Annotated in this window: 15 protein-coding genes and 1 pseudogene; 4 read left to right on the top strand and 12 right to left on the bottom strand. The window is 63.3% G+C overall.

Annotated elements, in window-relative coordinates; all coding sequences use genetic code 11:
* Positions 1-27 precede the first annotated feature (27 nt).
* Complete coding sequence (locus SSARUM2_RS14360; protein WP_060452580.1) at positions 28-1,242, bottom strand: aspartate aminotransferase family protein; 1,215 nt, start codon at positions 1,240-1,242, stop codon at positions 28-30.
* A gap of 655 nt (positions 1,243-1,897) precedes the next feature.
* Between SSARUM2_RS14360 and SSARUM2_RS14365 the strand changes: the two genes are divergently transcribed.
* Positions 1,898-2,872, top strand: coding sequence for an alpha/beta hydrolase (locus tag SSARUM2_RS14365; protein ID WP_043147591.1), 975 nt, complete (start codon positions 1,898-1,900; stop codon positions 2,870-2,872).
* Positions 2,873-2,887: 15 nt separating this feature from the next.
* Here SSARUM2_RS14365 and SSARUM2_RS14370 read toward each other — a convergent pair whose 3' ends face one another.
* A complete protein-coding gene (locus SSARUM2_RS14370) occupies positions 2,888-4,306 on the bottom strand; it encodes a PLP-dependent aminotransferase family protein (protein WP_033647705.1) in 1,419 nt (472 codons plus the stop codon).
* A gap of 144 nt (positions 4,307-4,450) precedes the next feature.
* On the opposite strand from SSARUM2_RS14370, the gene SSARUM2_RS14375 reads away from it, so the two are divergent.
* Genes SSARUM2_RS14375 through SSARUM2_RS14385 form a run of 3 tightly spaced genes read left to right on the top strand, consistent with a single transcriptional unit; the run spans position 4,451 to position 7,028 of the window.
* The gene (locus tag SSARUM2_RS14375) at positions 4,451-5,851 is read left to right on the top strand and encodes a cytochrome ubiquinol oxidase subunit I (protein WP_033647706.1); all 1,401 of its coding nucleotides are present in this window, start codon (positions 4,451-4,453) and stop codon (positions 5,849-5,851) included.
* A 2-nt stretch (positions 5,852-5,853) separates the two neighbouring features.
* Positions 5,854-6,861 (top strand): cytochrome d ubiquinol oxidase subunit II, encoded by a 1,008-nt coding sequence (cydB, locus tag SSARUM2_RS14380; RefSeq protein ID WP_033634913.1) that lies wholly within the window; start codon positions 5,854-5,856, stop codon positions 6,859-6,861.
* 14 nt (positions 6,862-6,875) lie between these two features.
* Positions 6,876-7,028 (top strand): DUF2474 domain-containing protein, encoded by a 153-nt coding sequence (locus tag SSARUM2_RS14385; protein ID WP_071605360.1) that lies wholly within the window; start codon positions 6,876-6,878, stop codon positions 7,026-7,028.
* A gap of 9 nt (positions 7,029-7,037) precedes the next feature.
* Here SSARUM2_RS14385 and SSARUM2_RS14390 read toward each other — a convergent pair.
* The 10 genes and pseudogenes from SSARUM2_RS14390 to SSARUM2_RS14435 all read right to left on the bottom strand — a co-directional run bounded on the left by SSARUM2_RS14390 (position 7,038) and on the right by SSARUM2_RS14435 (position 15,634).
* Positions 7,038-7,303, bottom strand: a pseudogene (locus tag SSARUM2_RS14390) (hypothetical protein).
* The gene (locus SSARUM2_RS14395; RefSeq protein ID WP_025303190.1) at positions 7,300-7,524 is read right to left on the bottom strand and encodes a hypothetical protein; all 225 of its coding nucleotides are present in this window, start codon (positions 7,522-7,524) and stop codon (positions 7,300-7,302) included. Before SSARUM2_RS14395 ends, SSARUM2_RS14390 begins: the two are co-directional and overlap by 4 nt.
* Positions 7,525-7,630: 106 nt before the next feature.
* The gene (locus SSARUM2_RS14400) at positions 7,631-8,716 is read right to left on the bottom strand and encodes an acyl-CoA desaturase (RefSeq protein WP_060452579.1); all 1,086 of its coding nucleotides are present in this window, start codon (positions 8,714-8,716) and stop codon (positions 7,631-7,633) included.
* On the bottom strand, positions 8,713-9,795 hold the full coding sequence (locus SSARUM2_RS14405; protein ID WP_060452578.1) for an acyl-CoA desaturase: 1,083 nt from the start codon (positions 9,793-9,795) through the stop codon (positions 8,713-8,715). Before SSARUM2_RS14405 ends, SSARUM2_RS14400 begins: the two co-directional genes overlap by 4 nt.
* The gene (locus SSARUM2_RS14410; protein WP_060452577.1) at positions 9,788-10,921 is read right to left on the bottom strand and encodes a sterol desaturase family protein; all 1,134 of its coding nucleotides are present in this window, start codon (positions 10,919-10,921) and stop codon (positions 9,788-9,790) included. Before SSARUM2_RS14410 ends, SSARUM2_RS14405 begins: the two co-directional genes overlap by 8 nt.
* The gene (locus SSARUM2_RS14415; protein ID WP_049234798.1) at positions 10,918-11,535 is read right to left on the bottom strand and encodes a phosphatase PAP2 family protein; all 618 of its coding nucleotides are present in this window, start codon (positions 11,533-11,535) and stop codon (positions 10,918-10,920) included. The genes SSARUM2_RS14410 and SSARUM2_RS14415 overlap by 4 nt, the downstream gene beginning before the upstream one ends.
* On the bottom strand, positions 11,532-12,818 hold the full coding sequence (locus SSARUM2_RS14420; RefSeq protein WP_049234800.1) for a F390 synthetase-related protein: 1,287 nt from the start codon (positions 12,816-12,818) through the stop codon (positions 11,532-11,534). The genes SSARUM2_RS14415 and SSARUM2_RS14420 overlap by 4 nt, the downstream gene beginning before the upstream one ends.
* Positions 12,815-13,621, bottom strand: a complete 807-nt coding sequence (locus tag SSARUM2_RS14425; protein WP_033647714.1) for an MBL fold metallo-hydrolase — start codon at positions 13,619-13,621, stop codon at positions 12,815-12,817. Before SSARUM2_RS14425 ends, SSARUM2_RS14420 begins: the two co-directional genes overlap by 4 nt.
* Positions 13,614-14,630, bottom strand: coding sequence for an NAD(P)-dependent oxidoreductase (locus SSARUM2_RS14430; RefSeq protein WP_043147593.1), 1,017 nt, complete (start codon positions 14,628-14,630; stop codon positions 13,614-13,616). The genes SSARUM2_RS14425 and SSARUM2_RS14430 overlap by 8 nt, the downstream gene beginning before the upstream one ends.
* Complete coding sequence (locus SSARUM2_RS14435; RefSeq protein ID WP_033634922.1) at positions 14,627-15,634, bottom strand: 3-oxoacyl-[acyl-carrier-protein] synthase III C-terminal domain-containing protein; 1,008 nt, start codon at positions 15,632-15,634, stop codon at positions 14,627-14,629. Before SSARUM2_RS14435 ends, SSARUM2_RS14430 begins: the two co-directional genes overlap by 4 nt.
* Positions 15,635-15,831 lie beyond the last annotated feature (197 nt).

Genomic DNA, 15,831 nt, shown 5'->3' on the forward strand with positions numbered 1-15,831 from the left:
TGCGCCGGTGAAGGCGCAGCCCGCTGATTAGCTGCAAATGCGCGCCACGGCGCGCGCGAATCGCGCCAGCCCCTCTTTCACATCCTGCTCAGGGATGATCAGCGACGGCGTGAAACGCACCACGTCCGGGCCGGCGATCAGCGCGATAACGCCTTCTTCGTTGGCCAGTTGGGTGATCTGCTTCGCTTTGCCGGCATAGTCTTTCGTCAATTGGCAGCCGATCAGCAAACCGCCGCCGCGAATGTCGGCGAAGATCGGGTACTGACGGTTGATGTCGTTCAACCCGTCGATAAACCACTGGTGACGCTGTTTGACGCCCTCCAGCACTTCCGAGGTGTTGATGATGGAGAACACCGTCCCCGCCACCGCCGTCGCCAGCGGGTTGCCGCCGTAGGTGGTGCCGTGGGTGCCGACGCCCAGCGTTTTCGCCAGCGCATCGGTGGTCAGCATGGCGCCGATAGGGAAGCCGCCGCCCAGCGCTTTGGCGGTGGTCAGCACGTCCGGCACCACGCCGTACTGCATGTAGGCATACAGGTGGCCGGTGCGGCCGACGCCGGTCTGCACTTCGTCGAAGATCAGCAGCGCATTATGGCGATCGCACAGCTCACGCAGCCCCTGCAGGAAACTGGCTTCCGCCGGCAGCACGCCGCCCTCGCCCTGGATCGGCTCGACGATCACCGCGCAGGTGCGATCGTTGATAAGCTCGGCCGCCGCGGCCAGATCGTTGTACGGCGTATGGGTGATGCCGCCCGGCAGCGGCGCAAAGTCCTGCGAGTATTTTGGCTGGCCGCCGGCGGACACGGTAAACAGCGTGCGGCCGTGGAACGCGTTGTTGAACGCCACAATCTGATCCTTACCGGCGCCGTGCTGGTCGTGCGCATGCTTGCGCGCCAGTTTCAGCGCCGCTTCGTTGGCTTCGGCGCCCGAGTTGCAGAAGAACACCTTGTCGGCGAAGGTGGCGTCGATCAATTTTTTGGCCAGGCGCAGCACCGGTTCGTTGGTATAGCCATTGCCCAGATGCCACAGTTTGCCCGCCTGCTCCACCAGCGCCGCCTTGACCGCCGGGTGCGCATGCCCCAACGCGTTAACCGCGATGCCGCCGGCGAAGTCGATGTAAGACTTACCCTGCTGATCCCACACCTGCGAGCCTTCTCCCCGCACCAGAATAAAATCGGCAGGGGCATAAACCGGGACCATCCAGTCATCGAAAGACTGGCGGGTAACTGCGATTGGCTGTTCCATAGTGACCTCATAATCTCAGCAAAGGCTGAATTTTGACTGTAAGGGCCGCTCAGGCCCGGCTAGGCCGCCACATTGCAAAAAAACCGTTGTTCAAAACCGACTTTCACGGCGGAGAAAATGCTGCCCCTTACCGCTGATTTAGAAACAAATCTGTTACATAAAATCGGTTTTTCACTATTTATGGCGTATATCCGGTCCCTGAGCGGGGAGTAAATGTTAACGAGCAGTTAAAATACATGTCGTTTGATAAAGAGTGTAGAGCAGCTATCGTGCCAAAACGGGATTTTTACCGGATTTTGCTATTTCTGGCGTTAAAACAACGGCTTATATTGCATAGTTATTCATTTTCTATGCATTGGTAATGCATAAATTAAAAAATAAGGCCTAAAATCATCATTGCGCGCGAAATCCTATTCAATTGCGAAAAACTTCAGGATTTCTGATCGGGCTCGCAAAAATAATTTCGCCGGATTTGCTCGCTATCACACTTTTTGCCCCCAGTGGGTGCAGCAGTGCGCCAGAATGGTGCATCGCGGCAGCGACGCGAGACCCCACCGGCCAAAAGGGGCCACGCTGGCCGCGGCTCCTGCTTTGTGCGCCAGCGACTACACTGTGATCCTGACCGCCCCTTCTCTTCTGCGCACAAGGAGTCCCCATGCCCAAGAAAACCGTCGATCTCAGCCAGCCGCACGCCCAACACGACATCCGCGCGTTTCTCGACGCGCTGAATGCCGGCGGCGGTAAACCTATGGAACAGATGAAGCCCAAAGAGGCGCGCAGGGTGTTGGAGGACGCGCAACGCAGCGTCGAGGTGCCGCTGCGCGAGGTCGAGATCAGCGAGAAAACCATTCACGTAGAAGGTCAGGATATTCTGCTGCAGCTGGTGCGGCCGGCCAGGGTCAAAGAGGCGCTGCCGGTATTCATGTTCTTCCACGGCGGTGGCTGGGTGCTGGGCGATTTTCCCACCCATGAACGGCTGGTGCGCGATCTGGTGCACAGCTCAGGTGCGGCGGCGGTGTTCGTCAATTATCCCCGCTCACCGGAGGTGCGCTACCCTGAGGCGATCAACCTGGCTTACGCCGCCACCGAATGGGTGGCCGAGTACGGCGAGAAGATCAACGTCGACGGCTCGCGGCTGGCGGTGGTCGGCAACAGCGCCGGCGGCAATATGGCGGCGGTAGTCAGCCTGATGGCCAAACAGAAAGGCATACCGGCGCTGCGTTGCCAGATCCTGCTGTGGCCCGTCACCCGCGCCCAGTTTGATACCGATTCCTATCATCAGTTTGCCGAAGGCCATTTCCTGACCCGCAACATGATGAAGTGGTTTTGGGACAGCTACGCGCCCGATAAGGCGCAGCGCAAAGATATCTACGCCTCGCCGCTCAACGCCACGCCGGACCAGCTGCGGGGGTTGCCGCCGGCGCTGGTGCAAACCGCCGAGCTGGACGTACTGCGCGATGAGGGCGAAGCCTACGCGCGTCTGCTCGATGCCGCCGGCGTCGAGGTCACCTCCACCCGCTATAACGGGCTGATCCACGACTACGGCCTGTTGAATCCGCTCGCCCACGTCCCGGCGGTGCATTCGGCGATCCACCAGGCCGGGCGCGCGTTGAAACACTATCTGTCCTGACGCCAGGTGTGCCGTTCAGCCTGCCGCCGCCAGCCCCCGGATAAGCTTGGCTAAGGTTTTGATCGCCTCTTCAAAGCGGTCGTTCCATTCAAAAGAGGCATTGAGGCGGAAGCAGTGGTTGAAATGGTCGCCGGTGGTGAACATGCGCCCCGGCGCGATGCTGATGCCCCGGGAAAGGGCCCGCCGGTACAGTTCCATCGACGACAGCGCCGGATCCAGCTCCAGCCACAGGAAGTAGCCGCCGTCGGGCTGGCTGACCTTCACCGTCGGCGGGAAATGGTGGGCGATCGCCTGACGCATCGCGCTTTGGCGCTGGGCCAGCAGGCGCCGCAGCCGCCGCAGATGGGTATCGTAGCCGCCGTGCAGCAGATAATCCGCCAGCGCCATCTGGGTCGGCACGCTGGTGGAAACGGTGCTCATCAGCTGCAAACGCTGGATCTGCTGCGCATAACGCCCCGCCGCCACCCAGCCGACGCGAAAGCCCGGCGCCAGGCATTTGGAAAACGACGAGCAGTGCAGGATCTGGCCGCCGCTGTCGAGCGCCTTGGCCGGCAGCGGCCGTTCCGCGCTGAAGTACAGTTCGCCGTAGACGTCGTCTTCAATCAGCGAGATCTGCCGTTCGCGCAGCAGCGTCACCAGCCGTTGCTTGTTGGCCTCCGGCAGGGTGGCGCCCTGCGGGTTCTGGAAATGGGTCATCAACCAGCAGGCTTTGATCGGATACTGGTCCACCGCCTGCTGCAGCGCGTCCAGATCGATGCCGTCCTGCGGATGCGTAGCGATCGCCACCGCCTTTAACCGCAGCCGTTCCAGCGCCTGCAGCGCGCCGTAAAACGCCGGCGATTCGATCGCCACATAGTCGCCCGGTTGGGTCACCGCCTGCAGGCTGAGGCTGAGCGACTCCATCGCCCCGGCGGTGATGACGATTTCGTCCGGCGCGACCTGCATGCCGCTCAGCGCATAGCGTTGGGCGATGTGCCGCCGCAGCGCGTCGTTGCCCGGCGGCAGGTTGGCCAGCGAACTGTGCGGCGTGAACTTGCGCGCCACGCTGCTCAGCGCGCGCGCCAGCTTCGGCTGGGCGAACAGCGTGGCGTCGGGAAAGGCCGAACCGAAAGGCACGATATCCGGATCCTTGCAGGCCTGCAGCACGTCGAAAATAAAGGCGTTGATGTCCACCTGCTCGCTCAGCAACAGCTTCTCGCCGCGCGAAGGCTGGGGCAGCGGCTGCGGGCGCGCCGCCACGTAGTAGCCCGACTGCGGCCGGGCGACGATCCACCCCTGGCTCTCCAGCAGTTGGTAAGACTGCACCACCGTCATCAGGCTCAGTCCGGCGCGTTTGCCGCTCTCGCGCAGCGAAGGCAGCTTGTCGCCCGCCCGCCACACCCGGTTCTGGATCTGTTCTCTAATCTGCTGCGCAAGCTGCTCGTATCGGGTCATAACCATTAACTGTTATATGAAAAAGTAAAATAACTGTCACTATTATAGTCACTGTACTCCGTGCTTAACTTAACGCCAAGTATTTCACATAAAAATGACAGCTATACTCAAGAGGTTAATTTATGTTCAACCCTAGGAGGCGCCATGCTGGGTCTTGATGCACTGGAACTCGCCAGAATACAGTTCGCCTTCACCGTGTCTTTCCATATCATCTTCCCCGCCATCACCATCGGTTTAGCCAGCTATCTGGCGGTGCTGGAAGGATTATGGTTGAAAACGCACAATGAAGCCTACCGTGAGCTTTACCACTTCTGGTCAAAGATTTTCGCCGTCAACTTCGGCATGGGCGTGGTGTCCGGGCTGGTGATGGCCTATCAGTTCGGCACCAACTGGAGCTTCTTCTCCGAGTTCGCCGGCAGCATTACCGGGCCGCTGCTGACCTATGAAGTGCTGACCGCCTTCTTCCTCGAAGCCGGTTTCCTCGGCGTAATGCTGTTCGGCTGGAACCGCGTCGGCCCCGGCCTGCACTTCTTCGCCACCTGCATGGTGGCGCTCGGCACGCTGATCTCCACCTTCTGGATCCTGGCTTCCAACAGCTGGATGCAGACGCCACAGGGGCATGAAATCATCAACGGCCAGGTGGTACCGGTCGACTGGCTGAAGGTGATCTTCAACCCGTCCTTCCCGTACCGCCTGCTGCACATGTCCACCGCCGCCTTCCTCTCCTCGGCGTTCTTCGTCGGCGCCTCCGCCGCCTGGCACCTGCTGCGCGGCCGCGATACCCCGGCGATGCGCAAAATGCTGTCGATGGCGATGTGGATGGCGCTGATCGTCGCGCCGGTGCAGGCGCTGATCGGCGATGCGCATGGCCTGAATACGCTGAAACACCAGCCGGCGAAGATCGCCGCCATCGAAGGCCATTGGGAAAACCCGCCGGGCGAAGCCACGCCGCTGATCCTGGTCGGCTGGCCGGACATGGAGCGCGAAGAGACCCGCTTCAAGCTGGAAGTACCGTACCTCGGCAGCCTGATCCTGACCCACAGCCTGACCGAACAGGTGCCGGCGCTCAAATCCTTCCCGCCGGAAGATCGCCCCAACTCCACCGTGGTGTTCTGGTCGTTCCGCATCATGGTCGGGCTGGGCATGCTGATGATCCTGGCCGGGGTGTGGAGCCTGTGGCTGCGCTGGCGCGGCGGGCTGTATCAGTCGCGTCCGTTCCTGTACTTCATCCTGTGGATGGGCCCTTCCGGGCTGCTGGCGCTGCTGGCGGGCTGGTTCACCACCGAGATCGGCCGCCAGCCGTGGGTGGTGTACGGCCTGCTGCGCACCAAGGACGCGGTCTCCGCGCACGGCGATCTGCACATGAGCATCAGCCTGCTGGCGTTCATCATCGTCTACTGCTCGGTGTTCGGCGTGGGCTATTCCTACATGATGCGCCTGATCCGCAAAGGGCCGCAGCCGCATGAACACCAAGAAGACAATACCGAGGGCCGGCCGGCGCGTCCGCTGTCCGCGGTCAACGACACTCTGGACGACAGGAGCTGAACATGGGCATCGATCTTCCGCTGATTTGGTTTGTGATCATCGTGTTCAGCACCATGATGTACGTGGTGATGGACGGTTTCGACCTGGGCATCGGCATCCTGTTTCCGTGGGTGAAAGAGAGCGGCGACCGCGATCTGATGATGAACACCGTCGCCCCAGTGTGGGACGGCAATGAGACCTGGCTGGTGCTGGGCGGCGCCGCGCTGTTTGGCGCCTTCCCGCTGGCCTACTCGGTGATCCTCGACGCGCTGGCGATCCCGCTGACGCTGATGCTGATCGGGCTGATTTTCCGCGGCGTGGCCTTCGAGTTTCGCTTCAAGGCGACGCCGGAGAAACGCCATATCTGGGACAAGGCATTCATCTGGGGCTCAATCTTCGCCACCTTCAGCCAGGGTGTGGTGGTGGGCGCCGTGATCAACGGCTTCCCGGTCGAAGGCCGCACCTACGCCGGCGGCGCACTGGACTGGCTGACGCCGTTCGCGTTGTTCTGCGGACTGGGGCTGGTGGTGACCTACGCCCTGCTAGGCTGCACCTGGCTGGTGATGAAAACCGCCGGTGATCTGCAGGCGCGCATGTATCATCTGGCGACGCCGCTGCTGGCGATCCTGTTGCTGGTGCTGGCCGCGGTCAGTATCTGGACGCCGATCGCGCATCCTGAAATCGCCGCCCGCTGGTTTACGCTGCCGAATTTGTTCTGGCTGCTGCCGGTGCCGGTGCTGGTGCTGCTCAGCGCCTGGGGAATTCAGCGCGGGGTGAAACGCGGCGCGCACTACTCGCCGTTCATGCTGACGCTGCTGCTGGTGTTCCTCGGCCTGAGCGGGCTTGGCATCAGCATCTGGCCGCACCTGATCCCGCCGGCCATCAGCCTTTGGGACGCCGCCGCCCCGCCGCAGAGCCTCGGCTTTATGCTGGTGGGCGCGCTGTTCATCATCCCGATCATTCTGGTCTACACCTTCTGGAGCTACTACGTGTTCCGCGGCAAGATCAGCCATGAACACGGCTATCACTGAGAAGGGAGGACGCTATGCAAGATAAAACGGCAACCGCCGCGCCGGCGCCCTGGTGGAAACGCATCGGTTGGCTGGTGATCATCTGGAGCGCCAGCGTGCTGGGGCTGTTCGTGGTCGCCTCGCTGTTCCGCCTGCTGATGACCGCGGCGGGCATGAAGTCGCATTGACGCGGCGCCTTATCTGGCCGCGCTGGTGGGAAAGTAGAAGGAAACCACCAGCGTGACCAGCGGCAAGGCGCCGATCTTCACCAGTTCGAACGCTTGCCTCAGCGCTTCATTTTTGTCCCAATACGCGTGGGCGGCGAATACGCCACGCTGACCGCGAATATCCCGCACAATACCTGGCGCGCCAGGCGCAGACGCTCCATTTCGTCGAAGACCAACACCTGCTCCAGATAAACCTGGCTGGCCTCATCGCGCAGATTACGGCTTTCGATGTTCATGGGAAGATCTCCACGACCCGCCCCACCGCTTCAAGCTGTTCACCCTTCTCCCGTACAATGCCAAGAGAAGTACCATCCTGTTTCATCCAGTACTTATCGGCAAGGGTAATCAGTGCAAACGCCATTTTGATTACCTCGGTTTTTTCCATCCCATGACGCCGGGCAATATCGTTCAGATCATCATCAATTTTGTTCGATAACCGAATCGGCAAGCTGCGCATAGTCCACCTCCTGTGGCCGTTGATTCACAGGAGGAAAGTCTACTGGAAGGGCAACTATCGTTCAATTAGTGAACTGCGTAACGCCTCGCACAATCCGCATGCAACGCTAATGCGGTTTGCGCCCCATCGCGCTGAGGAAGCGCTGCTGCAGGCGCAACAGCTCCTCCAACTCCAGCAGGCGGTAGTCGATGCCGAAACGCGGCGCTACCTCGCCGATGATGCGGCTCAGCGCCGGGTAATGGCGGTGGCTCCAGTGCGGGAACAGATGATGCGTCAAATGCAGGTTCGCCCCGCCGAGCCAGTAACCCAGCCAACGCGGCCGGGTCAGCCAGTCGAAGGTGGTGGCGAACACATGGTGATACCAGCCGTGCGGCATCGCACCCTGCGCCGGCGCCTGGTAAAAATTGGCCTTGGCCCAGTGGGTGCCGATGATCAACATCACGAACAGCAATGAAGAAAGCATCTGGCTCAGCAAATAGACCAGCAGGATTTGCCCGATGCCGATGGCCGGCGGCAGCAGCCAGCACGGGATCGCCAGCGCCAGCAGCAGGTGCGCCGCCTTGCCCGCCAGAAACTCGCACCAGCCGCGCACGCCCTGCTGCGCCATGCGTGCCGCCACGCGGGTGCGGCCCGCCCGATCCAGCCAGTCGAACAGCCAGATGTAGTACGGGAACGTCAGCGCCGCCACCAGCGGCCAATAGTAGCGCTGGGCGCGCATAAAGGGCCGCCAGCGCTGGAACGGCGTTTGCCGCAGCACGCCGTTGGCGTCGATGTCGGGGTCGTAATGTTCGATATTGTTATGGGCATGGTGGAACAGCACGTGCCGCACACGCCAGCAGTCGGGATCCAGCCCCAGCGGCACGCTCACCAGGGCGTTCAGCCAGCGGTTGGCCCAGGGCCGACGGAAAAACGCGTTATGTGAGGCATCGTGCACCACGTTCACCGTCAGGAACATGCCGATAAAGATAAAACCGAAGTAGCAAGCGAAAAACGCCCAGCCGTTTTGCTGCTGCAGGCTCAACCCGTAACACAGGCCGCACAGCGCCAGCAGCAGCGCCACCTTCGCCAGCATGCCGCCGTCGGCGAAGCGGTGATCGCCGTTGGCCGTCAAATAATGCTGGGCGGCCTGCATCAGCGCACGATGTAGCCCACTGTCGTCACGCCGGTAGGCTAACGGACGCAGCGGCTTCATGGCTGCCCCATCCGGCGTAAGAAGCGCTGTTGCTGCGCCAGCAGTTCGCGATAGCCGATGCAGCGGTACGCCATGCCGTGCCGATGCGCCACTTCCGCCACTGCGGCGGCCAGCGCCGGGTAGTGGCGGTGATTCCAGCCGGGAAACAGGTGATGGGTCAGGTGATAGTTCAGCCCGCCGGTCAGGTGCTCCAGCCAGCGCGGCTCGGGCTGCCAGTCGCAGGCGGTGGCGAAATTGTGCCGGTACCAACCGTGCGGCATGCTGTCGCCCGCCGGCGCCGGATAGAACTCGGCCTGCGCCCAGTGGGTGCCCAGCAGCAGGAACACCACCAGCAGCGAGGCAAACATCTGGCTGAGCACGTAAGCCAACAGCACCCAGCCCCAACCGATGCCGTGCCGGTGGCACAGGATCAGCGGCACCACCAGCACCAGCGCCACATGAAGCAATTTGCACAGCACGAACAGCGTCCAACCGCCGCGCCCCGCCAGCACGCGTTTTTCCCGCAGCGGCGTTTTATCGAGCCGATCGGACCAATCGAAAATCCACGCGATGTAGGGCAGCGAGAGCGCGGCGATCAGCGGCCAGTACAGATGCTGATAGCGCATATGCGGCCGCCAGCGCTGGAACGGCGTCTGGCGGAAAAAGCCGTTCTCTTCGGTGTCCAGATCGTAGTGTTCGACGTTGGCGTAAACGTGGTGGTAATCCACGTGCCGCGTGCGCCAATAGTCCGGATCGACGCCCAGCGGCAGCGTCACCAGCCGCCCCACCAGGCGATTGGCCCAGGGCGCGCGCAAGAAGGCGTTATGCGAAGCATCGTGGTTGACGTTGACGTTGAGCAGCATGCCCATGGCCACGAACAGGAAATAGCAGAGGAAAAACGCCCAGGGCTGATGCTGCAGCAGGCTCAGGGCATAAAACCCGACGCACAGCGCCAGCAACAGCGCGGCCTTGGCCAGCCGCACGGTATCGGCATAGCGATGATCGCCCGCCAGGCAGGCGTGCGCCGCGCGCTTGAGATCGCGGTGAAACGCCTGCTCGCCATCGGCAGGGAAACGCAGCGGCGGTAATGAGTCAGCCATGCGGTTCCTCCACGGCGGCCGGCGCGGCCACTCGCCCCCAGCCCAGCGCCACGCACAGGGCATGCAGCGCGACGGCGGCCATGGCGATATGCCAATAGCGCTGCGGCCAGCCAAGATAGCCGATAAACAGCAGCGGCATGCCCAGCGCGATCAGCAGCCAGACGGCGCTCGCCCACCGCCGCCCTTCCGTCATGCCGCCCAGCGCTACCGAGCCCAACGCCAGCAGCACCAGCAACGCCATTTGCGGCCAGCTGATGTCGCCGTAGCCGTAACCGTATTGGTAGACGTAACCGACCACCAGCGAGAACAGCAGCATGGCGCCGCTGAAAACGCTGAGCGCCGAACGGCGGTCGCGCGGCCGGCCCAGCGCCGGGCGCCATGCCAGACGGAAATAGCGCAGAAACGGCAGATTGCTCGCCCAGAACGGGTTGGCGGACGGCCGGTCGCCGCCGACGCCGTAGCTGAACGGCGTGGTCGGCAACGCCGGGCAGAACGTGCCGAACAGCTTGTCCCAGAAGATAAAGCTGCCGCCGAAGTTCTTATTGGAATACGCCATGTCCTTGACGTGGTGCACCCGGTGGTGCGCCGGCGTGACCAGGATTTTTTCCAGCGCGCCCAGCTTCGGCGTCAGCGCATTGTGGTTAAACAGCTGAATGCTGTAGTGAAAAATCGACACCGTGACGAACACCGACAGCGGCACGCCCGCCAGCGCCAGCAGCAAAAAGAACGGGATCGACGTCAACGACGAATACCAGGAGTTGCGCACCCCCAGCGACAGGTTGAAGTGCTCCCCCTGGTGGTGCACCACGTGTACCGCCCACAGCACGCGGAAGCGGTGGTGCAGGCGATGCAGCCAGTAGAAACCGAAGTCCCACGCCAGCAGGGCGAACAGCCACATCAGCAGCGGCGGCCAGGCGTCCAGCAGCCCCAGACTGAAATGCGCGGCCACGTAGCCGTAGCAGGTGATCTCCAGCCCGCGGAACAGCCACAGCATGATATGGCCGGAGTTCAGGTTAAACACCAGATCGTGCCAGTTGACCGGCTCACGGCGCCCCCACTGCAGCGCCACCGCCTCGGCCACCACGATGAACAGCATGAACACTATCGGCAACGCCAGATCGCTCATCCCATTTCTCCTTTAACCACCCGCCGGCGCAGGGTCTTGATGCGCAGGGCCAACCACCCGGCGCACAGCGCCAGCAGCGCGCCGGCGGCCAGATCGACAAACAAATGGCGGCGCAGCTGCAGAATGGAGAACGCGATCGCCACACCCCACAGCATCCACAGCGCCGTCCGCATTTTGCGCTCGCCGTCGCTCAGCGCCCACACCGCCAGCACCGTCAGCGCCATATGCAACGAAGGCAGGCAGTTCTGCGGCGAATCCACCTGGGTTAACGCCGCCAGCAGCTGCGCGCTGATCCCAACGCCATCGTTCCGCGGATAGGCCATGGTGGTCGGCCACAGCAGGTAAACTGCCCCGGCGCCCAGCGCCGTCAGCTGCATCGCCAGCGTCAGCCATTTGATTCGCTGCAGCGGCGCCAGCAAATAGCCCGCCGGGACGATGAGGAAGAACGACAGGTAAAGCCAAATGGCCGCCGGGCTGAACGGGATCGCCCGATCAAGCGCCGACGGCGGCAACAAAGTTCCCGTCCCCTGCAGGCGATCGGTCAGGCTATACACCACCCCGACCGTCCCCCAGCCGAGCAACATGTGCCCTAGCCTGAACAGCGTATTTTTCATGCTTCCTCCGCCTGGCGCACGATGCGCCGCCGCTTGCGATCGAACTGCGGCAGCACCGCCTGCGCCGTCAACCGCCATTCGAGCCGATCGGTGGCGATGCACTGGCGAGCGAACAGCGCGATCAGCTGCGCCTGGCAGTGCGCCAACGCCGCCGGGCTGCAATCGGCGATCAACTCCAGCCGGTGCTCGCCGCGCTGGATCAGGCGGTAATCGCTGGTCAGCGGCAGCGCATTGGCGATCGTCCGGCTGCAGGCATCGGCGAACACCGCCTGCGGTTGCCGCTGCGCATCGGGCAGCATCAGCTGATCGTCGCGCCGCCCTTCGATACGCGCAATCGCCCGCGTCGGCTGCCCGCACGGGCAGGGTTCCTTGCGCAGCACCAGCACATCGTCCAGCCGATAACGCACGATCGGCTGCGTGCTGCGGGTGAAATCAGTGATCAGCGGCGTGAAACGCAGTTCGTCGATCCACTGCGGTTCGATATGCAAAAACTCTTCGTTCAGATGCAGGGTGCCGTGCGCGCAGGTCGCGGCCAGGAACCCCTCGGTGGCCTGATACACTTCGCCGACCGCCGGAAACACCTGCATCAGCAGGCGGCGATCCTGTTCTTCCAATACCTCGGCGACCGAAATCACTTTTTTGACCGGCAGCTTCACCTGCCCGGCCAGCACCGCCAGCGCCAGGGCGCGCAGCACCTGCGCCGGCGCCACGATGATGCTGGGCGCCTGCCGTTCCAGCGCGGGCAGATGCTCGCTGAACGGCGCCAGCAAATCGTAAAACGCCAGGCTCAGCCAACGGTTGTTTACGCTGTGATAGAGGTTATTGTCCGCCCGCAGAAACAGCGCGACACGCTCACCGGCCAGCAGCCCGTCCGGCAGCATCTTCGCCAGCATGCCGCCGGCCCACACCTGCTGTTCGCGCGGGCTGACGACAAACACGCCGCGCTGCCCGGAGGTGCCGGACGACAACCCGACGCTGTAGCGGCCGATCTTTGGCGTGAAATCGCGATCCGCCTCGCTGCGCTGCGCGCAGGCCAGCACCGCCTCCCGGCTCAGCCCGGCGGTATTCATCCGGTCGAACTGCGCCATCATCAGCGCCTTGTCCATCTGCGGCCATTCGGCGAACGGCCGGCGGCTGAAGCGCTGAAAATAGGGGCTCTTGCTCAGCACCCGGCGGGCAAAGCCCGCGAGCTGCCGAGCCTGATGCGCCTCCAGCGCCGCACGATCGCCAAAGCGCAGGCGCCGGGCGCGGAAGTAGTGCCACAGGGTCATGAAAGGGATCACAGGTCCCCCTCGTGGCACAGCAAAATGTTGACCTGGCCGCCCGCCCACAGTTGGTTAAGCCGTTCCAGCGTGCGGGTGTACGCCACCGCGTCGTCCATCACCAGATTGGCCAGGCGCGAAGGCCCGCGCAGCGTCTGGTAGCTCTGCGGCGACCAGGCGGCGTCGCTGGCCAACAGCGTCCAGCCGGCGTCGGTGAGGATAAAGGCGCCGATATGGCCGGCCGCATGCCCCGGCAGCGGCACCAGCACGATTTGCCCTTCACTGCCCGGCAGCGCGTAACCGCGATCGAACGGCGCCAGCAGTGCGGGCAACGCCACCGAGGGAAAAGACTCCATAAACTGCAGGCGGCTCTCGAAATCCGCCGGGATCAGGCCGGGAATAAAGGCGCGTTTCAGCGCCGCGAAACCGCGCAGCCCACGGGTTTGCTGCCAGCCTTCGCCGCAGCAAATAAAATCGAGGCGGCTGAAATCCTGCAGCCCGGCGATGTGATCCGCGTGAAAGTGCGAGACGATCAGCGCCTGGATGTCGCCTTCGGCGTAACCGGCTTCGCGCAGCTGGTGCGCCAACGACTCGGCGGGATCGAAATAGACCGGCGTCATGCGGCGGTAAAGGCTGAACACCCCCGACTGCGTGTGCTGCTGAAAATAATGCGCATAGCCGGTATCCCACAGCCAGCGGCGCTCTCCCACCTCCAGCAGATAGGCGCGCGCCGGAAATTTACACACCCGGAACCCGGCACCGCGCAGCGCCATGCAGCCGATATGCGTGCAATAGCCCACTTCAAAAACGGTGACCTTAGCCATGCGGTATGCCTCCTTGCTGCCGCAGCCACTCGCCGGTCAGGCGGATCCCCTCTTCCATCGAGTAACGCGGCCGATAGCCCAGCTCTTCGATCGCGCGGGTCTGGCTCAGGGTCATGTCGAAATGCACCGCCGCCACGCTGTAGCGCGTCAGCGGCGGTTCTTTGCCGCTCAGCGTTGCCCACAGCTCCATGCCGCCGGCCAGCGTATGAAGCAGCGGATAAGGCACGGCCTGCAGCCGGTAACGCAGCCCCAGCTCCTGGCGCAGCAGCGCATCCAGCATCTCCGCCAGCCGCTGCGGTTGGTGGTTGGTGATGTTATACACGGCGCCGGACGGCAATCCGCGCTGCCGGCTGGCCAGCTCCATGGCGTGCACCACGTTGGGGGCAAAGGTCAGATCCAGCAGCGCTTGCCCGCCGCCGGGCAGCCGCAGCACGCCGCGATCGCGTTCGAGCTGTTGCAACAGCCGCGGCACGATCACCCGATCGTGCGGGCCAAACAGGCCGCGCGGCCGCAGCATAACATAGGTGGTTTGCGGGTAGATTTTCGCCTGCGCCAACAGCCGCTGCTCGGCGGCGTGCTTGCTGGCGGCATAGTGATTGGCGAAGCGCCGGGCGCGATAACCCTCATCAAGATCGTAATGCGGCTGAAAATCGAAGTAGATTGCCGGCGTGGAGATATGCACGAAGCGCCGCACGCCGCAGCGCCCGGCCGCCTCCGCCAGTTTCTCCGTCGCCGCGGCGTTGATGCGGTGAAATTCCGCTTTGCCGCCCCAGGGGGAAGACTTGGCCGCACAGTGCCACACCCACTCGCAGTCGGTCACCAGCTCCCGGCACTGCTGCGGCGTGGCCTGCGCCAGATCGCGCGAGTAAAATTCAGCGCCCATCTGCCGCAACGCTTCGCCGGCCCGCTCATCGCGGCCGGTGGCTCGCACCTGATGCCCGGCCTCCAGCAACCACTGCGCCGCGTTGCGCCCCAGCCCGCTGGTCGCCCCGGTCACCAGCACCCTCATGGCAGCAACACCATGCCGGCCAGCGCCAGCCCGGCGGCGGTGCCGATCAGCATCACCGGCTGGCCGGGGTTGAAGCGCCCGCTGGTCACGGCGGCATGCAGCGCGGTCGGGATAGAGGCCGCCACCTGGTTGCCGTGATGGCGGTAGATGTCCACCAGCGCCTCGCTGGAGACGTGCAGCCGTTTGCGCATATGTTCGAGCGACAAATGGCTGGCCTGGTGCGGCACCACGGTGGCGATCTGCCCCAGGGTCAAGCCGCTGGCGCTCAGCAGCCGGTCGAGGTAGTCCTCAATCAGCGCCGATGCCTGACGGAACAGCGGCTTGCCCTGCATATGAAACAGGAAGTCTTGCTCGCACATGCCGGCGCGCGGGTTGCGGCGCGTGCCGCCGGCGCGGATCTCGCACAGTTCGCTGCCGGCGGGATAGGTTTCCACCAGGCTGGCGAGGATGCCGCCGGTGCCGTCGCCGCGCTCCACGATGGCGCAGGCGGCGCCGTCGCCGAAAATCAGCGACGACTCTTCGTGCTGCCAGTCGATGCCGCGCGAAGCGAGATCCGCCGAGACGATGGCGATACGCCGATACGTCCCGGCGTTCAACAGCCCCGCCGCCACCTGCAGCGCAGAGATAAAGCTGACGCAGCTGCTGTTGATGTCGAAGCCCGGCGTACCCGGCGCCAATCCGGCGATCTTGAGAATATGCGCGGCAGAGCACGGCAGCGCCTGTACCGCTATCGCCGAGGCGGAGATCAGCAGGTCAATCGAAGCGGCCGGAATAGTGCTGCGGGCCAGCGCGTCTTGCAGTGCGGCGGCGGCGAGCTCGGCCTGGCTGGCGTCGTCGGCGGCGTGATAGCGGTAAACGATGCCCGAGCGCTTTTCAACGTAGCCGGCCGGTTTCCCCAGGCGGGCATCGAGCGTAGAGGAGGCCACGCGGTTGGGCGGCAACGCGGCCCCGGTGGCGATGATTTTCAGAGGCAACAGCTCGGGTGAGCGACATTGTGTGGTCATTATTGTTATTGATTAACCTGACTATCCATAAAGCGATTCTCCCGCGCGGCGCGAAGGCCATGCGGATCATCCCCGGTTTTTATGTCCCAAAAGGCCTTTCATCAAGGCGCTATCTCTTGTTATCGGCTACCACGGGCCGACCTCCGTCGGCGCAAGCATAAGCGTAACATGACTGAGATAGTTAGTTTACGACAAGG

The organism is Serratia sp. K-E0102 (genome assembly GCF_029962625.1).
Taxonomy (GTDB): Bacteria; Pseudomonadota; Gammaproteobacteria; order Enterobacterales; family Enterobacteriaceae; genus Serratia; species Serratia sarumanii.

Bases quoted from the DNA above. Each gene is read 5' to 3' on its own strand.
- SSARUM2_RS14360 (WP_060452580.1), bottom strand. From the start codon at position 1,242: ATGGAACAGCCAATCGCAGTTACCCGCCAGTCTTTCGATGACTGGATG.
- SSARUM2_RS14365 (WP_043147591.1), top strand. From the start codon at position 1,898: ATGCCCAAGAAAACCGTCGATCTCAGCCAGCCGCACGCCCAACACGAC.
- SSARUM2_RS14370 (WP_033647705.1), bottom strand. From the start codon at position 4,306: ATGACCCGATACGAGCAGCTTGCGCAGCAGATTAGAGAACAGATCCAG.
- SSARUM2_RS14375 (WP_033647706.1), top strand. From the start codon at position 4,451: ATGCTGGGTCTTGATGCACTGGAACTCGCCAGAATACAGTTCGCCTTC.
- cydB (WP_033634913.1), top strand. From the start codon at position 5,854: ATGGGCATCGATCTTCCGCTGATTTGGTTTGTGATCATCGTGTTCAGC.
- SSARUM2_RS14385 (WP_071605360.1), top strand. From the start codon at position 6,876: ATGCAAGATAAAACGGCAACCGCCGCGCCGGCGCCCTGGTGGAAACGC.
- SSARUM2_RS14395 (WP_025303190.1), bottom strand. From the start codon at position 7,524: ATGCGCAGCTTGCCGATTCGGTTATCGAACAAAATTGATGATGATCTG.
- SSARUM2_RS14400 (WP_060452579.1), bottom strand. From the start codon at position 8,716: ATGAAGCCGCTGCGTCCGTTAGCCTACCGGCGTGACGACAGTGGGCTA.
- SSARUM2_RS14405 (WP_060452578.1), bottom strand. From the start codon at position 9,795: ATGGCTGACTCATTACCGCCGCTGCGTTTCCCTGCCGATGGCGAGCAG.
- SSARUM2_RS14410 (WP_060452577.1), bottom strand. From the start codon at position 10,921: ATGAGCGATCTGGCGTTGCCGATAGTGTTCATGCTGTTCATCGTGGTG.
- SSARUM2_RS14415 (WP_049234798.1), bottom strand. From the start codon at position 11,535: ATGAAAAATACGCTGTTCAGGCTAGGGCACATGTTGCTCGGCTGGGGG.
- SSARUM2_RS14425 (WP_033647714.1), bottom strand. From the start codon at position 13,621: ATGGCTAAGGTCACCGTTTTTGAAGTGGGCTATTGCACGCATATCGGC.
- SSARUM2_RS14430 (WP_043147593.1), bottom strand. From the start codon at position 14,630: ATGAGGGTGCTGGTGACCGGGGCGACCAGCGGGCTGGGGCGCAACGCG.
- SSARUM2_RS14435 (WP_033634922.1), bottom strand. From the start codon at position 15,634: ATGACCACACAATGTCGCTCACCCGAGCTGTTGCCTCTGAAAATCATC.